Annotated in this window: 16 protein-coding genes; 3 read left to right on the forward strand and 13 right to left on the reverse strand. The window is 41.2% G+C overall.

The annotated features are described in order from the left end of the window. Window positions 1-12: 12 nt before the first annotated feature. The 10 genes from E0H80_RS00895 to E0H80_RS00940 are packed head-to-tail and all read right to left on the reverse strand — an operon-like array spanning window position 13 to window position 8299. The gene (locus E0H80_RS00895; RefSeq protein WP_131362366.1) at window positions 13-1005 is read right to left on the reverse strand and encodes a 2Fe-2S iron-sulfur cluster-binding protein; all 993 of its coding nucleotides are present in this window, start codon (window positions 1003-1005) and stop codon (window positions 13-15) included. Between the two features lie 6 nt (window positions 1006-1011). Continuing rightward, window positions 1012-1344 carry a non-heme iron oxygenase ferredoxin subunit gene (locus E0H80_RS00900; RefSeq protein WP_131362368.1) on the reverse strand — a complete coding sequence of 111 codons (333 nt, stop codon included), beginning with the start codon at window positions 1342-1344 and terminating at the stop codon, window positions 1012-1014. Beyond that, entirely contained in the window at window positions 1341-2111 is a 771-nt protein-coding gene (locus E0H80_RS00905; RefSeq protein WP_131362370.1) for an SDR family oxidoreductase, read from the reverse strand. The genes E0H80_RS00900 and E0H80_RS00905 overlap by 4 nt, the downstream gene beginning before the upstream one ends. Beyond that, window positions 2108-2632: a flavin reductase family protein gene (locus E0H80_RS00910; RefSeq protein ID WP_131362372.1), complete on the reverse strand. Its 525-nt coding sequence runs from the start codon at window positions 2630-2632 to the stop codon at window positions 2108-2110. The genes E0H80_RS00905 and E0H80_RS00910 overlap by 4 nt, the downstream gene beginning before the upstream one ends. Then, window positions 2619-3890 (reverse strand): styrene monooxygenase/indole monooxygenase family protein, encoded by a 1272-nt coding sequence (locus E0H80_RS00915; protein WP_131362373.1) that lies wholly within the window; start codon window positions 3888-3890, stop codon window positions 2619-2621. The genes E0H80_RS00910 and E0H80_RS00915 overlap by 14 nt, the downstream gene beginning before the upstream one ends. Window positions 3891-3935: 45 nt before the next feature. After that, a complete protein-coding gene (locus E0H80_RS00920) occupies window positions 3936-4409 on the reverse strand; it encodes a nuclear transport factor 2 family protein (RefSeq protein WP_131362375.1) in 474 nt (157 codons plus the stop codon). 12 nt (window positions 4410-4421) lie between these two features. Beyond that, entirely contained in the window at window positions 4422-4775 is a 354-nt protein-coding gene (locus tag E0H80_RS00925; RefSeq protein WP_131362377.1) for a hypothetical protein, read from the reverse strand. An 11-nt stretch (window positions 4776-4786) separates the two neighbouring features. Next, window positions 4787-5989: an aromatic ring-hydroxylating oxygenase subunit alpha gene (locus tag E0H80_RS00930; protein ID WP_131362379.1), complete on the reverse strand. Its 1203-nt coding sequence runs from the start codon at window positions 5987-5989 to the stop codon at window positions 4787-4789. A gap of 60 nt (window positions 5990-6049) precedes the next feature. Next, complete coding sequence (locus E0H80_RS00935) at window positions 6050-7384, reverse strand: acetamidase/formamidase family protein (protein ID WP_131362381.1); 1335 nt, start codon at window positions 7382-7384, stop codon at window positions 6050-6052. A 30-nt stretch (window positions 7385-7414) separates the two neighbouring features. Beyond that, complete coding sequence (locus E0H80_RS00940) at window positions 7415-8299, reverse strand: SphA family protein (RefSeq protein WP_131362383.1); 885 nt, start codon at window positions 8297-8299, stop codon at window positions 7415-7417. A 1490-nt stretch (window positions 8300-9789) separates the two neighbouring features. Between E0H80_RS00940 and E0H80_RS00950 the strand changes: the two genes are divergently transcribed. Further along, window positions 9790-10041: a hypothetical protein gene (locus tag E0H80_RS00950; protein ID WP_131362385.1), complete on the forward strand. Its 252-nt coding sequence runs from the start codon at window positions 9790-9792 to the stop codon at window positions 10039-10041. Window positions 10042-10093: 52 nt separating this feature from the next. Here the strand turns inward: E0H80_RS00950 and E0H80_RS00955 are convergent, their stop codons facing one another. Continuing rightward, complete coding sequence (locus E0H80_RS00955; protein ID WP_131362387.1) at window positions 10094-12502, reverse strand: hypothetical protein; 2409 nt, start codon at window positions 12500-12502, stop codon at window positions 10094-10096. Beyond that, window positions 12499-13008 carry a plasmid mobilization relaxosome protein MobC gene (mobC, locus tag E0H80_RS00960; protein WP_131362389.1) on the reverse strand — a complete coding sequence of 170 codons (510 nt, stop codon included), beginning with the start codon at window positions 13006-13008 and terminating at the stop codon, window positions 12499-12501. The genes E0H80_RS00955 and mobC overlap by 4 nt, the downstream gene beginning before the upstream one ends. A 624-nt stretch (window positions 13009-13632) precedes the next feature. On the opposite strand from mobC, the gene E0H80_RS00965 reads away from it, so the two are divergent. After that, window positions 13633-16059: a TonB-dependent receptor plug domain-containing protein gene (locus E0H80_RS00965; protein ID WP_165494264.1), complete on the forward strand. Its 2427-nt coding sequence runs from the start codon at window positions 13633-13635 to the stop codon at window positions 16057-16059. 120 nt (window positions 16060-16179) lie between these two features. Beyond that, the gene (locus tag E0H80_RS00970) at window positions 16180-16524 is read left to right on the forward strand and encodes a DUF4951 domain-containing protein (RefSeq protein WP_323052963.1); all 345 of its coding nucleotides are present in this window, start codon (window positions 16180-16182) and stop codon (window positions 16522-16524) included. A 96-nt stretch (window positions 16525-16620) separates the two neighbouring features. Here the strand turns inward: E0H80_RS00970 and E0H80_RS00975 are convergent, their stop codons facing one another. Next, complete coding sequence (locus tag E0H80_RS00975) at window positions 16621-16848, reverse strand: DUF2798 domain-containing protein (RefSeq protein WP_131362393.1); 228 nt, start codon at window positions 16846-16848, stop codon at window positions 16621-16623. Between the last annotated feature and the right edge of the window lie 105 nt (window positions 16849-16953).

Below are 16953 nucleotides of genomic sequence, written 5' to 3' on the forward strand. Positions count from 1 at the left end.
ACAGATTAAGATTTAGAAGAAACGATCGAAGTGAACTTGCTGCTGCGGAATTCCTGCTTGATGTGCCATCTGTTCAATGGATTTCACCATCGGCGGTGGGCCCGCACAGTAAATTTCATGTTCAAGCAGTTGAGCACCGATAACATCATGAATCACGTCATGAATAAAACCGGAACGAATCCCCTCAATTAGCTCGGATGAGGTTGCAGGGATATAGTTCAGGCGTGCACCAAGTTCAGTCCACTCACGCATTTGTGCTTCGGTCAGCAAATCGCGTTGTTCACGTCCACCATGGAAGAACCAGACTTTTTGATGCTGTAAATGTGGATTGACTGCGACACCACGCGCGATCGCCAGCATAGGTGCCAGACCGGATCCTCCTGCAACGCAAATAATCGGACGTGGCTGCTCTTGTAAATATGCTAAGCCATAAGGACCATCAATTTGAATAACTGCATTTTTACGTTCCTGTTCATCAAACAGTAAGTTGGTCATCTTGCCATCCGGCACACGTCGAATCTGAAAGACCCACAGCCCTTCGTCATTGGGCAAATTGGACATCGAATAGGCGCGCAGCAATTCCTGATTAACCCAAAGCAAGGCGTATTGACCCGGAATAAACTGCGCAGGCGTATCTGCCTGTAAATGGACTTCCAGAATATCATGGGTAATTGGCGCTACATGCTTCAAAGTTACTGCTTGCTGTTTTGGCAAAATTTTCGGTATACATTGCTCATCTAAGCGAACTTTGATCACACAGTCAGATTTTGGGCGGCATTGGCATGCCAATACACGACCCTTACGTTTATCACGATCTGATAAGCCCGGTGCATCTACCCACAGGTTTTCAATCTCACCAGAAAGTACTTCTATTTTACAGGTGCCACAGCCGCCTGCATTGCATTCATAAGGTAAGCCTAAACCTTCACGCAAGCCGCCACGGAGTAACACGTCATCGGATGCACAGTGAAATTGCCCCTGTCCTTCAATTTGAATTTTATGCATAGGGCGTTACTCCACCAAATAGACCTGACCATTGCGCACAATGGACTGGTAGGTTTTGAGTGGAATACTGCATGGTGCACCACACGGCTCGCCGGTTTTAATATCGAATGCACCGGCATGGAATGGACATTCCACTTCACAGCCATCAATTTCACCATCGGCTAAAGAAGCTTCCCCATGGGTACAAGTATCATCAGTGACGTAAAATTCTCCATCTTCGAGGTGAAAAACAGCCAGTGGCGGATAACCCTCAATCATGACCTGTAAACCTTCGCCTTGTTCAACATCCGAGGTGAGGCATAGCAGCTTTTCGGCAATATTGGTCATTTGAATATTCATGCGCTTAACTCCTCAATCGGTGAATCTGTCGCTTCAGGTCCCAGGGTGTGATAACCGCCATCGGCATGAATAGTGCTGCCGGTGAGTAATTTGGCTTTTGGACTACATAACAGACTTAAGGCTTGTGCGACTTCTTCTGCATCCGCAATACGACCAAGTACATGGAAACGACCTGCAATACGATCCGTCTTTGGACGATCACCACCTGAAATCATTTGCATTGGAACAGACCATGTCCAACCGAGTGACAAAGCATGCACGCGTATATGATCTGCTGCTAGGTCCAAGGCCATACTTTTAGTCAATTGCTCCAAAGTGGCTTTAGATGCCGGATAAACCCAACGCTCTTTTTGCGCGATACGGGCACTAACACTGCTGATATTGATGACCGCCCCATCTGAACTTGCTTTGAGCAATGGACGGCAGGCTTGTACCAGTGCTGCATGACCAAACACCGTGACATTAAAGGTTTTTTGCCAGTCAGTGCGTGTCGACTGTGAACCATGATCCTCATAGAGGCATGCTAAATTTACTAAGATATCGACTTGTTTCAGTGTACTGACCAAAGCTTGAATACTGTCATCATTCGCTAAATCAAGATATTTATATGTTGCTTTAGTGGCGGTCGCCACTTGTTGCCCCAATGTTTCATTAATATCAGCAATAATGATTTGTGCACCCAACGTTGTCAGTTCAGAAACCACTGCCTGACCAATATGGGTTGCGCCGCCAGTGACCAAGATTACTTTATTGTTTAGATCAGTCATGAAACCTCCTGATACTGTGGCCATACGTTGAACTGCCCTTTGCAGAACAGTAATGGTCGCTTGTTGCTGTGACGGCATTGCTCAATCTTGCCAAGGAAAATTTGATGATCTCCCGCTTCAATCTGCTTTTCATTTTTGCAAACAAATTGCACTACACAGCCTTCGAGTACGGGTGCTTGAGCATGTTCAATATTCCAAACCCCATGCTGAAATTTATCCGCAATTGGCTTGGCAAAGTTCAAGCCAATGTCCTGCTGATCTGCACCTAAAATATTGATCGCAAAATATTCCGCAGATTCGAATATCTCACGACTGGGTGAGTGATTTACCAAACTCCACAGCACGAGTGCCGGGTCTAAAGAAACTGAACTAAACGAGTTAATCGTGAGTCCTACAGGTTGTTGATGTTCATCGAGGCAAGTGACAATTGCGACACCTGTTGCAAAGCCCCCGAAGGCCTGCCGAAGCGATTTCGCTTCCGCAAGATCAACATCCTGCCATAACACTTCAGGCAGCTGCATCTTGAAACTCCTTCCGTGAGAGGTATTCTTTTGCGCCTTCAGCGCCATCGACCGCTGGCCAGAAACCACGTGGATGATTGAAGTGCCCCATGAAATCATCGGCAATAACTTGATTCTGCGATGCAGCGCCTAAGACTTGTAATAGACTTTCACTTGGCGGATTAAGCAGCAGATTGGTAAATTCAGTGGTATAGCGACCTGAATATTCCCAGAATTCGTCAAAAACTTGGGTCATCCATTCAGCAGTAAATGCTTCATCACCATGCGCAAGAATTGCTTGTAAATAATGTTCAACCATACGCGTTGCATTATTTGCGCCCTGACCTGCAATAGGGTCATTCACCATGACTGTATCGCCGATGCCCCAAATGGCTGCGCCACTTTCGAGCTGTGCAACTGGATGACGGACTTCTGGACGGAATGCTCCTTTCAGCCATGCATTTGGATCACTGAGTTCAAGATTGTCGACCATACGGAAACTTTGATCAGGGGTCAGTTTGGCAACCGCCTGTTTCATGCGCTGCAACATTTCTTCGCCATTGGTGACATCATCAAAGATATCCATCGGACCGCTTGGAACACATTCAAACAAGAAGCTGCGACAAGGGCCATGGGTATGACTGTAGAACGGCATACTGAAGTATTCGCCTGCACCCGCCACGAAGTTAAAGTGCAGGGTTTGCGAAGGCTGACCTTGCCAGCTGTCTGGACCGCAAAGATCATCCCCTACAACAAGTGCTGCAGCCAATTTACGTGGCGGGGTTTGATGCACAGAGCGTATTTCGTTACGTTTAAACAGGCTGGTGATATTGCCCTTGCCTGCCGCCAGAATGGTTAAGTCATTTTTTGCAGAGATAATTTCTAAATCTTCAGGGCTGACATTTTGAATCACCAAATTGCCACCACGACGTGGATATTCTTCTAACCAACGGTGATATTTGGTCCGCTGATCCATCGCGATACCCTTATTTTCATGCAAAAAACCAGTCAAGGGTAATGCAACGCTGCCATCTGACGCACGGAAGTCCACATGAATCGCTTGTCCGTGATGGGCATTGCCCTCCCAGAAGTTCAGGCCTAATTTACGCTCGACCTCTAAAGTATTGGCGAAAAACATGGTGGTACTGACCATACGGCCATGTAAAAGTTCATCCGCAGGACGGTCTACATATAAAGTCACATCATATTTTTTTTCGAGTAATGAAAACGCCAGTAATAAACCTGCTTGCCCACCACCAATAATTGCAATTTTTCTCATTTTATAAATTCCTCTTTAATGCTGTGATTGCTGCAGACCTTGTATTTACGCCGTTGGATACGGTTGATTAAATGTCAGGTTGAGTTCAACACGCTCAAATTTCCAAATCCCGTCTTCGTCTCGGCGAATGACGGAATTATAAAAACCACCTAAACAATTCATTAATGCAGGCTGATTTTTTTCAGCCATAGCTTGTCTGAAATGACACACCTCCCAAAGCATCCAACTTGTGGTTGCATTGCATTCATCAATGACCTGTATATCAGGCATAGCCATAATGTGCAGACTCCATAAAATCTGCGCTTCAGCAATGCCGGACAATGCATCTAGAATATTTTGACGACCCTGATATTCACCAAAACCATTGGCAGCCCAGACTGCGTCGTCATGAAACAAATGTTGTAAAATTTGGGGATTGTTGCGTTGATCAGCCGCTGTGGCGTACTGCCCCACGAGACTCCGAATCGCCTCACAGCTTTCTAGATAGTGCAAACGTGCTTCCAGATTGTGCTGGCTCATATTCAAGTCCTTTTAAACGTTTACTACATCGCCTGTTTCATAGATAAAGCGCTTTTCTTCAAAGGCATATGGCACGCCTACTGAACCTTTATACAGTTCGATATGTGGTGCAATTTCTGCAAAACTTAAGCTCAGCCAATACAACTTATGCAATTCTTCAGGCAAAGTACCCAATTCATATTCATCGAGTGCTGCCAATAATTTGTGCATTTCAGGCAAAATCACATCGTAAAATGCCTGCAATTCAGCCGAAGTCGATTGCAATCGTTGCTGGTGGCGTTGTTTGGAAGTGCCCAAAGCCCATTTCGCGACAAAAGCTTCAAGAACAGCAAAATCAGCAGGAAGTTGTGAAATAAGTTGTGTCATGCGAATTCTCCTTATGCGCGGTTGAGATATTGTTCAAGAACATGGTAGCCATGACGAATCAGGATTTCTTCGTCTTGTAGATGCATCACTTTCTTCGCTTTAGATTCAAGTGCTTGTTGGGTATCTTCCATCGTTGCAGTGTCTTCTAGCCATGCATTGCGCTGTAAAACTTGTGCAAACTCTTGTGCCCAACGTTCAGAATATTTTTTCGCTTTCGGCAGGTAGTAACGTCCTTCCCAACGGGTTTGATTGTGACCCACTGGCCAGAATTGATGGGTGAACCACACGCCTTCAGTCACATGAACCAAAATATTCGGGAAGATCACGGATAACTCGAATGAAAAATCATCACGGTCATTGGGGTTCACTGAACTAGGGAGTTGCGTACGTTCATAGTGATTGACCAGTGATGCTCCGGTAATTTCTCCGGAAAGTGCCGCCGCTGGTTTAGGGTTGGCATTTTTGGTTAAACACACTGCACAAGTACGGTGATCACCAAACAATTGAACTTCTTGCAGACCTGAAGCAAATACATTCGGGAATGAACCTGCGTGAATCGTCGCTACGTGATAAGCCTCAGCAAATGCATCATGTGCCACTTTCCAATTACAGTTCAGCAGCGTGTTATAAGCAAAGCATTCTTCCATTTCATGGAATGGATAACCGCCCAAATGCGTGCCCATACCAGCTAAGAATTCTTCAACGTTTTGAGTGCCTTCATTGTCTAAATTAATGAAGATAAAGCCTTCCCAAATTTCGGTACGTACCGGTGCTAAACCGTTATGACCTTTATCGAAACAAGAAGTGAATTTTTCCTCTTCCGGAACATTGACTAAATCACCTTTCGCGTCATAGACCCAGCCATGGAAGCGGCAAGTCACCACTGCAGCTTTGCTTGAACCGAAAGTTTCATTGTCGGTTTCAACCACAACCTTGTTGCCACGATGTGAGCAGATGTTATGGAAACCACGAATTTGACCATCTTTGCCGTGCATTAAAATCACAGATGTTTTAGCAAAATCAATACGCTTAACTTTATAGTCGCCTTTCTTGGGAATTTCTTCGACACGACCAACTTTGAGCCATACTTTTGAAAAGACCTTGTCAATTTCTTCTTGATAAATTTCAGGAGAAATACAGGGTTCAGTTGGAATTGGCTCGATCCCGAGTTCAGGGTATAAATCGCCCCAACGTAATTTAGATTCACTGTTCATTTGAGATTCCTTTTCAATTAAAAGTTTTAATATGCCGATGGAGTACCACGGCAACATCCATTAAAGTTGATAGTGTTCGCGTACGAGGTCAGCGATACCGAGTTTTTCAAGAATTGGCATTGGGCAAAGGAAGGTTGCACGTACCATGCCTGGCAGACGGCTAATTTCAATTGAACCGGTAATGGTGCAGCGGTTCATCACTTCGTCATAGCTCAAACCTGTGGTTTTCGCAGCACGGTTTAATGCATTTTCAGTGGCATCATTCAGGTTTTTTCCTGTGCCCATAAAGGTGATGGGGCCACTTTCTTCAATTTCAGTTTGACCCCAACGCTCACCGAGGGCTTTGACTTTGGCTTTTTCGTCTGTGCTAAATGGACGTGCCATCGGTGGCAGATCATCAAAGGCTTGAAGCAAAATTGGACCATCAATGGTTAAGCCCTTAATCACTTCAACCTGGAGTTCTGTTTCACCTGAGACATCTGTTGCATGACCTGCGATTTCGCCATTACCTTGCTGTGCATGCATATCTCCCATGTACACGCCTGCCCCTGGTACTTTGACCGGACAGATCAAGATACATCCTGGACGAATCGAGTTGGTGTCCATATGTCCGTCGGTTTTTGCTGCAAGCAATTCTTCTTCAGTCATGCCAAATTTGTGTGGTGCATTAATCAGGTACTGTCCAAAGTCATGACAGTTGTGCGAGTCCGGCAAGTCACGTGATGGTGTGGTACCAATATTGCCGAGGAATGGACGCATATGTGCTGCCACTCCAGGCATATCTGCACGTGCGAGTGACAAAATTGAGTGCTGTGCTGCATGTTCAGGCAGTGCTGATAATTCATTTGCATTGCCAGCGAGTTTGTCAGCAATTTTTTGATTGACAGTCAGGCTGACTTTGTTATCTTCATCTAAAACAATTACATAACCATGTGAAAATTCAAATGCACTGACTTCTGCATCACAATTTTTGCAACGGATGGCATCTTCACCTATGCCTTCGACATAGCTGGCAGGCTGTTCTGTACCACATGCGCTGCAATATTTCGCCACAAACGGATCACCGTGATAGCGACCTTCAACAAAGCTCATGACGCCAGAAGATGTTGCTGTAGAGGTGACATGCATTGCTTTGATTTTCAGTGCAACGGCATCACCCACTTCTGCCCCTTCAATAAATACTGGTAATGTAACTTCATGACCACCCTGAAATGCCGGCGTAATCATTGGCCCCCAACAGCCCGGCGGGGTACCTGTTTTCAGTGTTCCACCGTTTTTAAGTGGACCCAGCATGCGCTGGCTTGGCCCGACAATACCGCCTGAGTATTCATTGACGATAAGATAATCAACTGCATTTTTACTACCAGCGGCATAATCTTGATTTTCAATTTTCATAATTTCTCCCCCTACTGCAATATGTTGGTCTTAAAAAGGAATAGTGATATCGACTGCAAACTTTTGACCTTCAGGTCGGTTTTCAACGTCAAATTCTTTTTGGTATTTGGCAGCAACCGATATGCCTTTAGCAAATTGATAACGCACTTGTGGTCCAATACTTGCGGCTTTGGCTTTAAAGTCACCGAGAATTGTGCCTTCACCCGAATCGCCTTCCAATTGGCGATGTACATATCCACCTAGGCCGATTGCTAGTGGCCCCATGTGCTTTGCGATAATGTAATCTACATGTAAGGCATTGCCTGATTCGTATTGGGTATCTTTATTTTCGAAGTTGATGTCGTACATCCATTTGGTAGTGACTTCGATACCTTGTTTGTTGAGATACGTGGCTGCGACAATGGGTTGAATCGTGTAGTAGTTACGACCAATATTGGCAAGTTTATTTTTGTTGTAAGAACCGACAGGAATATAAAAATCTACCCCGGTAGAGACATGCCAGTCACCTTGATGCCAACCCAATAGAAATGGATCGATAATGACATCACCTAAAGCCGTTTTTTCATCCTGCCCGCCACCTAAGGTGATGTCGGCATTTGCATAGATCAGGAAAGCATGCATACCCCATGTTGCGCCTAGAAAGGTTTTATCACTGACATAAATACCGCGTGCAACGGTTGCGAAGGTATCGAGTTTGAAGTCAGCGAATACAGGATGATTGTTCTTAAATTTATCTGCTGAATAGAATTGGTTGTAATTCACCAAATAGGTACCTGGAGGTGGCATTGCGCCCCCTAGAAAGCTATCCGTACCATCAGGATAAGCACTTCCCCCATTTTCAGCTGCAACTACAAATGGCGTACAGCCCAAAAGACTTGTGGCTAATGCTATTGATTTTAGATGTTTAGCTATCATTTGCAGCAATTCCTCAGATCGTTAAGTCTTCCTTAATAGAAGCTTTAACTCCCACTAAGTGCATGACTTAATCTAATCCGAGAATATGCCTGTGAAATATAAGGATGAATCAGTGTTCTGATTAGGCAGAAGTTAAGTACTCATACTTAAACTGTCCTAATACGATAATGAGAAGTACGGGTAGCAGCATATAAAAATGCCTATTGATATAGGTAGATATACCTATTGAGGAAACCCAATTGATTGAATGCCAACTCGTTAATCATGGCTTATATTGTCCGTCCTGCCTATTGACCAACGCTTGATTGTAGGTAGACCAATTGGTTGTTCTATATTTTTTATGTGCAGGCTTATTCATTGGAGAATTATATTATTGGATAAGCTTTTAATGATAGGTTTATGCAACAAAGCCTAATTGCGGAACGGATCAATCGGCACGGCTACGCCAAACTTTTTCAATTGCAAGAATTTTGACCCTAAAATTTGTGCAGGAATTTTGCGTTGAAGTAAGTCGAAGAAATTTCCATCATGGGTGGAAATGATGACTTGTTGTCAAACTGCAAACAGATACTACGTAAGAGATCGATCGTCGTGAGTATGTAAATGGAATCCATTGATTGGATTGGCTCGTCAATCAGAATGACACCAATGGAATTACCCGCTGTGTTAGGGGGCTGTCAAAACCCACTGACGATTAAGGTCAGCAAGCCATGAATAATCTCCACTTAAGAGATCCTCAAGCAAACTAAGCAGCTGAATAGTGAAATCAGAAATAGCGAAAAAATTGAATGATAAATATAGTTTATTTTAATAGCTGTTTATAAAACTGCTTTCCAAGCTTGCCTTACTACGACTAAAAAAGTTCTATGCTATCCAAATTTTTATGTGGGGGTAAAACTATAGGCAATAAAAAACCCCGATCATTAATCGGGGTTTTGAATTTGGCGGAAGCGGTGTCCGTCAAATTAAACCACTATCTATATGTTTTATATTATCTATATTTATTTATAAATTTTTCTTACTACAATTCTTAATACAAAAATTTTGTTACATTTAGCCTGAGTTTTAAGGCATTGCTTATACCGTTTATCGGCTTATTAATCGTGTCTAATAGCAAAGATGAAATAAATATGGACCATAAGATATTGAATTATTTAAACATTAAAAATAAAAAATGACTTTTTCATAGACACCCCTTACCTGATCTAATGTAAAAGCGTGTTGACTCATTTTTTAACCACTGATAGCGTATTTATTACACAGCAAAATCTGTGTTCAGGCGTGGAAACCTGATACGATCTAGGTGCATGAAATGTCGCACTTGCGGCTATTTTTTTGCTTACTGTTTGATGCAGTCTTTATGGCAGCATGACAGGGCAACTTCGTGTTGGCTGATCCTAGATTCAGTATTTCCACCCCTGTCTGTTGCCACCTCAGCTATGTGGAAATTAGTTGAGGTGGTGTATATCCCTATCTAGGAGTGCATCATTATGCAAAATCAAATTTCAGCAAAGCGCATCGTCACACAGTTGATCCAAAACGTTGCTAAGAAAATTCCAACCGAGGATCTGCAACGTCTTACAGATCTCTATGTTCTCATTGATCGCTTGGAAGATCGTGTTCAACAGATGGATGGTCGTTCTCCCCACTCAACTGGGACAACAAATATAAGTGCTCAATATCCTGAAATGTGGTCGAGACGTACCAAGCTACGCCCTAAAAGAATGACATTCAAAAATTAAAGGATTGATCGCATAGGAATGTTTTGACCTCGCGTCAAAGCATTCCCTTTTTTTAGAATTCTAAATCCGGTAAGTTATTTTTCTTTGGTTCTGGTGTTTTAGGCACAATTTGCAAGACCTGTTTAAGCTCATTTTTTTCAGCAGATCTCTTGCGACCATAAGGTTCAAGGTAAGACCGAAGTTCATTTATACTGTCTTTGATATCAAGCCTTGAAGCATCATTCGCATTGAGCAAATGTGAATTTTCTTCTTTGATGTGTGGTCTAGGATGGTTAAGATCAATCATCTGTATGTAATGATCCATTGTGCTTAAAAATCCCAGGATATTCGGATCGTCTTTTTTGAATAGATGGATATTTTGACTCAGCTTTTCACTACATAATCTGAATTCTCTAGCGAATTTCAGTTTTTCCCCTGTTGGATATTTATTTCCCTTTTTGTTTTCATCCATTAAGTAATGGATATGACCTGTGATTTGATCATCTACCCTTTCGGCATAGCCCTTCATCATGGTGAAATCTTGCTCAGGATGCTGTTGCACGATGTTATTGATGAAATGACTCAAACGATATTTTGGAAAAATACGCTGCTTCGACCAATTTAACGCGGTTGATATAAATTGATGAGCTCCCTTAAATCGTTGCTCATATTCATGACTTCGCTCAGCACACTGTCTAACTCTCTTTCGATGCTTTTCTCGGGATATTGCAAACTTGACCAGTTGATCGTATGTAGCATCTCTAAACTGCTCGAATAACTGCTGAGTCTTGCCTCGATATAACTCTGACACTGCATCTGAAACTGTTCTGATTGGAGATAAGTATTCAGAGACTCTTTCAACAACGGAACCAAGATATTGGACAAATCTGTTTGATTTGGCACGTCGATGTTGTTGGATAAATAATTCTGATACTGTTTGATCTGCTGATCTTTGTGCTGTAGCTCGCTGTTCAATTGTTCGATCAATTGCTGCAATTTGGCTTGGTAAGTTTGCTGCAATGCGATGGTATTGGTTGCGTCTTTGATTTCGTCCTTCATCACTTGCAAGTAACTGTTCAGAGCTTGATTTTCTTGTTGTAGCAACTGTAGTTGCTGTTGAGTGAGCTGTTGTAACTCGGTATGGAGTGCGGGCATTTAGATACCTCTTATAATATTGTAAATTAAAATGAAACTGTTGCTGACGGTCAGTATCAGCAATAGCACTAAAATGAACATAGGTGTTTTGGCGATACCCTGCTGAATCTCCTCTATTGTGTTGAGGTCGGGTTTTATCCGGAGTTCTTGGATGATCACTTTGAGTTGTGTTTCGCTCGAAATCGAGGTATTCAAAACCAAATTTTTGGTCTTCTCTAGCGTCTGTACTATTTCCAAATGTGTTTGTTGATGGCTTTGCATCTGTAGAAGTATTTCCTCCATCTGATTGTTCTGCTGCTCGGTCTCTTCCTCGAGATTGATCTTGTATCTTTGTAGCTTCTTCAATTGTTGGCTCAACTGGGTATGTGCTTCGTTGATCCTTGCCAATTGCTGCTGATATTGGTTCAGGGTCTCGATATGTTCGTTCATTGTACTGTTGGCGTTTTGCTCGTACCTCTTGAATACGTTGCTCAGCTTCTCGTAATGCTCGATTCCGTTCTGCAAGCTTTCTTGAATCTTCAATTGATGTTGATCCAAGAGCTTCTGTTCTTCTTTGATTTTCAAGGTAATCTGAGAGGTAAAACTGTTCGTCATAATATGCCGCCTTTAATCTGTCTGTACCTGCCTCGGTACGAAGTGAAATATAGTTTTGTCCTATCCGAGTGATCGTGCCAATTTCGGAAAGTGCTTGTAGAACGGTAGGACGGTCATACACCACGCCTTGCAACATACGGTGTTCGATAAACTGATTAATCAGCTCAATGCGTGTTGCCTTGGGCTGTTCAATCAAATTAGTTTTTAGAGCAGCCGCATTCTGCTTAAGCAGATGGTCTTGGAGTTGTAAGCTTCTCGCACGTGCAGGATCATCAGGTCTCGCCCACTCATATTTATGGTTGAAGTAATCTCGTAGTGGATCGAAATAATGCCGATGCCCAGGCGGTGCAATGTTGAGGGATTTTTCAGTGCTGAGTTCAAGACGTGGAATCAATACATGGATATGTCTCGATCTATTCTCTTCTTTGTGCATCACAGCCGTCATGTGATATTGATGGGGCTTTAAACCAGCAAAGGCATGTTGTTCAAACGCATCGAGCACTTCGTTAATTTCATCGAGACCGACCTGATCTTCTGCTGCCCATGCAATGACGACTGAGGTATAACGATGCTTATGAGGTGAGCCTTGTGCAATCGATGCAAAGGTCATGGGATCACCTCGAAGTACCTCTACGCCTGTACGAGGCAAATTCAGGTGATCTTTATCATCCATCACATAGGCAGCAGCACGAAATGGATCACCTTTCCCATGAGGGAGAAACTTAATAATCATGCCTCTTCCCTTTGTGTGGTCACATAACGCAAAGCCTGTTCTTTACGACGTTCAACCTGATATTCAGAGCGTGTGATGATGGGTAAAGAATCTAGATGCTGATGAAGTAGCTGTTGAATGCTTTCCAAGACAGCCAAGCATTGGATATAGGAAAAGTCTGCTTTATTTTTCTGTTGGCTGAGACAAAGGATATTCAGGGATTTTGCTATTTGATTGATGTTATTCCCGATCCGCCCTAACTCTCTAAGAAATGCGGGATCAAGTTTGCAGTACGATGTGGCTACACGGCTTACTTTAGGGGGCGAAGCTTTGGCTTGGATAACGCCCAGTTGAGCTTCATTTTCCCGAGGGACATAGGGCTGACTCATACGATATTCATGAGCAATTAATGCCTGCACCAAGTTGGTAAAGCTGATGCCTTTCAGCTCTAGCAACTGTTCAAGCTGCTCAGCCTCTATATCAAGAAATCGGAGTCTTTTGACAATATTGCGATTGCCTTGTTTCATTCTTCCACCTATTGTTATTTTTATTGTGGTGTCAGTAATGTGTTCATTTAGCTTGTAGCCACAACGAAGTCTTCAAAGAACACTTTGTAGCTACAAGACGTTGAATCATTTTGTTTATAGCTACGAACTTCATCAATTTTCTAGAACATGGCTACAAAGAACATTACTGATTGCTGAAAGAAACTTTAGCAAATTAATTTTTTTGAAAATCGTAAATATGAAATTTGAGAGAAAAATTTTAGAAAATATTTTTTATAGAATGGACATCCCCTACCCAAAGATACTAACTCTATATTGTGAGAAACTTTTCAGTTGTGATTTCTTTGAAACCTGGATCCATATTTCAGATAAGAGATTTTATGTTAAATGGAACAGACTACTACTTACTTTTTAGTTACGTTCTGAGTTCATAAGGTTTAACTATTAAAGGTTTAGATTATAAAAAAAATTAAAATACTTGTAATTTTTGTGTAAATGCAAATAATAGCAATTCTTATTTACTTTAAATGCTTTCTAATGCTATCTCGTTTTTTCGTGCTGACTTCAGCTGTATTAAGTGCAATAACCATGTCAAATGTTAAAAGCGAAGTTTTGGAGGAGTCCACATTAAAAAATGATATAAATGTGAAGGACACGATATTTAAAATGCAAACGATTGTACTGTATGCGGAACCCGAATTTCAGCCGGGTGCCAGTCATTATGATCAAGAAGAATTAAGACAACTTCCAAATTCTCAAAAAACAATCACCGATTTTTTAAAGGTCAATCCCAATGTACAAATGGGAGATGAAGCATTAGCGGCAGGAGCACAAGGTGAATTGAATGCAACAGATATTAGTATTCATGGCGCAATGTTCTATGACAACAAATTCTTATTAAACAATGTCAATATTGGAAACTCTTTAAATCCTGCATCAGGTAGTAGCGATACAGCGATGAATGCTATTGCTGGTAACTCTTTATCGGCAACGGTAAATATAGATTTACTTTGTGAACTTGAAGTTTTAGATAGTAATGTCAGTGCTGAATATGGTGAATTTGCAGGAGGTGTTATAAAAGCGAAAACATGTGCGCCAAAAACTGCTGTAGGTGAAGTGCATGGTTCGGTGAGTTATGACTATACCAGTAGTGACTTGAGTAGTTTTCATTTTATTGATGAAGAAGAGCTTGAAGATTTTGAAGCGAACGATTCGACAAGTTATCAAAAAGATTTTACGAAGCAAGGCTTAAGTATTACAGCATACGGTAAGGCGACAGAAAAGCTGGGATTAAGTTTATCTGCTTCACGTAGACAATCTGATATTGGTCTAAAGTCTTCGTTTACAGATGAACAAGATTTTAGCCAAAAACGTCAATCCGATAATTTTGCAGCGAACATGTATTATGATATGGACGATCGTAATCAATTAAAGCTAGGCTTGTATTATCAAAAAGATGATAATTCAAAAAACAACCCATCAATGGCTACAAGTAGCTACAAATCCAGTACTGAAAATTTAGCATTAGATTTTGAGGGAATACATCAATTTGATGCTTTAAATTTGACACAAAAATTTGTTTTACAAAAACAAAGTGCTGCTAAAGATTATGCCTCGAATGCGATGTTGACATGGAATGCATCTCCCGATAAAGATTGGAATGGAGCCAAGACTGCCTCACAGGGGGGGTATGGTGATTTAGAGACCAGTCAGCATAATTGGCAATATAATGTTAAAGCAGTATTTCATCCATTCGTTTTGGCGGATATTGAACAGCAATGGACGATTGGTACAGGTTATAGCCAATATGACGCAAGTTGGACACGTCTCGAAAATGGCTATATGTACTATCTACCTAGTAAATCAAATGGTGGATTGGGAACGGATACATGTACTTTAAATAATGGTGTAATCGATCCTAACTGTGATTTGTCTTATAGCAATGGTGGTGTGCAAGGACAATATCATGCTCGACGTTATGTTTACGAACAGGGAGAAATTGATTTAACACAGGATCGTTGGAATACATTTATAGAAAATAAAATAAACTGGAATGATTTAATCAAGGTCCGCTTAGGGTTACGTCAAGACTATGACAGTTTATCCAAGCAACATAATTTTGCACCGCGGAGTAATATTCAATATTTTCCATTCGCTAATGATTCTGTATTTTTCACTGCGGGTTGGAATCGTTACTACGCCAATAATATTTTTGAACAAAGTTTACAAGACGGAATTAATTCATTTACTTCAGAAGAACGTAGGGCGAGTGTGGCCTCAGATTGGTTGCTTTCAAATCCACATCCATCAAATGGTAATGTAACACGTGCTACATTAGATACACCGTATAGTGACGAATCTGTATTTGCAGTAAATACAAGATGGAATAATTGGCAAGGCCAACTTAAATATGTCAATCGTGACAATCATGATCAAATTCGTAAAGATCGCCTAAATAGCTCTACAACGGATTTTACGTATACTAATAATGGGCAAAGTAAGGCAGAGACTTACACACTTGAGCTTTTAAATGTTGAACCACTTCAGTTGTTCAACAGTCAGCATAAATTCAGTTTAGCAGCTGACTATAGCCAGGTTCAGCGTAATTTTAATAGTTATGATGATTCAATGTATAACGAAGATGTTTATGTCATTTATAATGGAAAGTTAATCGCAAATATTGATAGACCTGCGGAAAACTTTGCTCAGCCATGGACAATTCGTTCGATTTGGGAAGTTAAGCCGAATAATTTACCGCTGACTTGGAGTAACTTTTTACGCTATCGTTCAAGTCAAGAAGCCATGACTAAAAAAGCTTTAGCAAAAGATCAGCAATTTGAATATCAAGGCGAGATTGTAAAAAGTAGCTATAGTGCAGGACGTATTGGTGCAAACTTTGGGTGGGATACTCGTTTGAGTTATAGTCTTAATGTGGGACGGAATTACCAAGCTGTATTCGGTTTAACCGTGAATAATGTGTTTGACCGACATAATAAGTATATAGGGGCAAATGGCCGTATTTTGTCTGAAATTGGTCGTCAATATTTTGCAGATATTACATTAAAGTTCTAAAAATTGTGATCAATAAATTTAAGTGTTAAGGTAAGTTCTCCCATGTTTAAAGCTAATTTGCTAAGAGTTGCATTTGTGTTTATCTCATCTATGTTATTGATGGCATGTGCAAATCATCAGATGTCATCTCAAAAGTTTGTACAAGAATCGACTCAAGAGGTAAGATGTAAAGTTAATCTGCAGATTGAGCGTAACGCAATTCCGAAAACGCCAAAAAATATGAGTTTACCTAAATTTGGGCAGAATGTAATTGGATGGGCAACAGGGCCGGAAGGAGCGAAAAATCGTCTGGAAAATATCCAAAAGCTGGATTTAAAAGCTATTCAAGAAAAGGGTACTACTTTGGCAATGGTAAAGGAATGGCAAGCATTTTATGAAAACGAAGTTCAGCGAAACTCTTGTAATCCAACAGCACCATATCGTGCTGAATTAATGAAAAAAATCGCTGAATTATGGGTAGATTAGGTCAGTTCGAACAGACAAACAATTTAATTTCTCTAAAATCAATATAATACCCCTTATACGAAGCCCTGACCTAAAATCAGAGCTTTTTTGATTTATTTAAAGCTTAAATTTAAATAATTTCCCACTAATTGAAAATGCTAAGGGAGATACTACTAATGAAAATAAAAAAGCTACTGGCCACGCTATCATAAAACTTGTTAACCATTCTTTTAACATTAGGGAAGTTAAACCTATATTTAATATTGAGAAAAAAAGAGTCATGACAAAAGCCATCATCCCAGAAATAAAAACTTGGGTAATGATGATAAATTTTTTTTGGTTCATTTGATGAATAACCTTCACTGCTAAATTTATTCAGTGGTAACTGAATTTTCGTTAACGCCAAGGGTTCTAAACAGACTAATTCTCATCTACATGAGGGCCAGAATA

Source organism: Acinetobacter sp. ANC 4779 (assembly GCF_004331055.1).
In the GTDB taxonomy this organism is placed as follows: Bacteria; Pseudomonadota; Gammaproteobacteria; order Pseudomonadales; family Moraxellaceae; genus Acinetobacter.

Bases quoted from the DNA above. Each gene is read 5' to 3' on its own strand.
- E0H80_RS00940 (WP_131362383.1), bottom strand. From the start codon at position 8,299: ATGATAGCTAAACATCTAAAATCAATAGCATTAGCCACAAGTCTTTTG.
- E0H80_RS00900 (WP_131362368.1), bottom strand. From the start codon at position 1,344: ATGAATATTCAAATGACCAATATTGCCGAAAAGCTGCTATGCCTCACC.
- E0H80_RS00905 (WP_131362370.1), bottom strand. From the start codon at position 2,111: ATGACTGATCTAAACAATAAAGTAATCTTGGTCACTGGCGGCGCAACC.
- E0H80_RS00910 (WP_131362372.1), bottom strand. From the start codon at position 2,632: ATGCAGCTGCCTGAAGTGTTATGGCAGGATGTTGATCTTGCGGAAGCG.
- E0H80_RS00975 (WP_131362393.1), bottom strand. From the start codon at position 16,848: ATGAACCAAAAAAAATTTATCATCATTACCCAAGTTTTTATTTCTGGG.
- E0H80_RS00895 (WP_131362366.1), bottom strand. From the start codon at position 1,005: ATGCATAAAATTCAAATTGAAGGACAGGGGCAATTTCACTGTGCATCC.
- E0H80_RS00920 (WP_131362375.1), bottom strand. From the start codon at position 4,409: ATGAGCCAGCACAATCTGGAAGCACGTTTGCACTATCTAGAAAGCTGT.
- E0H80_RS00950 (WP_131362385.1), top strand. From the start codon at position 9,790: ATGCAAAATCAAATTTCAGCAAAGCGCATCGTCACACAGTTGATCCAA.
- E0H80_RS00915 (WP_131362373.1), bottom strand. From the start codon at position 3,890: ATGAGAAAAATTGCAATTATTGGTGGTGGGCAAGCAGGTTTATTACTG.
- E0H80_RS00955 (WP_131362387.1), bottom strand. From the start codon at position 12,502: ATGATTATTAAGTTTCTCCCTCATGGGAAAGGTGATCCATTTCGTGCT.
- E0H80_RS00970 (WP_323052963.1), top strand. From the start codon at position 16,180: ATGTCATCTCAAAAGTTTGTACAAGAATCGACTCAAGAGGTAAGATGT.
- E0H80_RS00930 (WP_131362379.1), bottom strand. From the start codon at position 5,989: ATGAACAGTGAATCTAAATTACGTTGGGGCGATTTATACCCTGAACTC.
- E0H80_RS00935 (WP_131362381.1), bottom strand. From the start codon at position 7,384: ATGAAAATTGAAAATCAAGATTATGCCGCTGGTAGTAAAAATGCAGTT.
- mobC (WP_131362389.1), bottom strand. From the start codon at position 13,008: ATGAAACAAGGCAATCGCAATATTGTCAAAAGACTCCGATTTCTTGAT.
- E0H80_RS00925 (WP_131362377.1), bottom strand. From the start codon at position 4,775: ATGACACAACTTATTTCACAACTTCCTGCTGATTTTGCTGTTCTTGAA.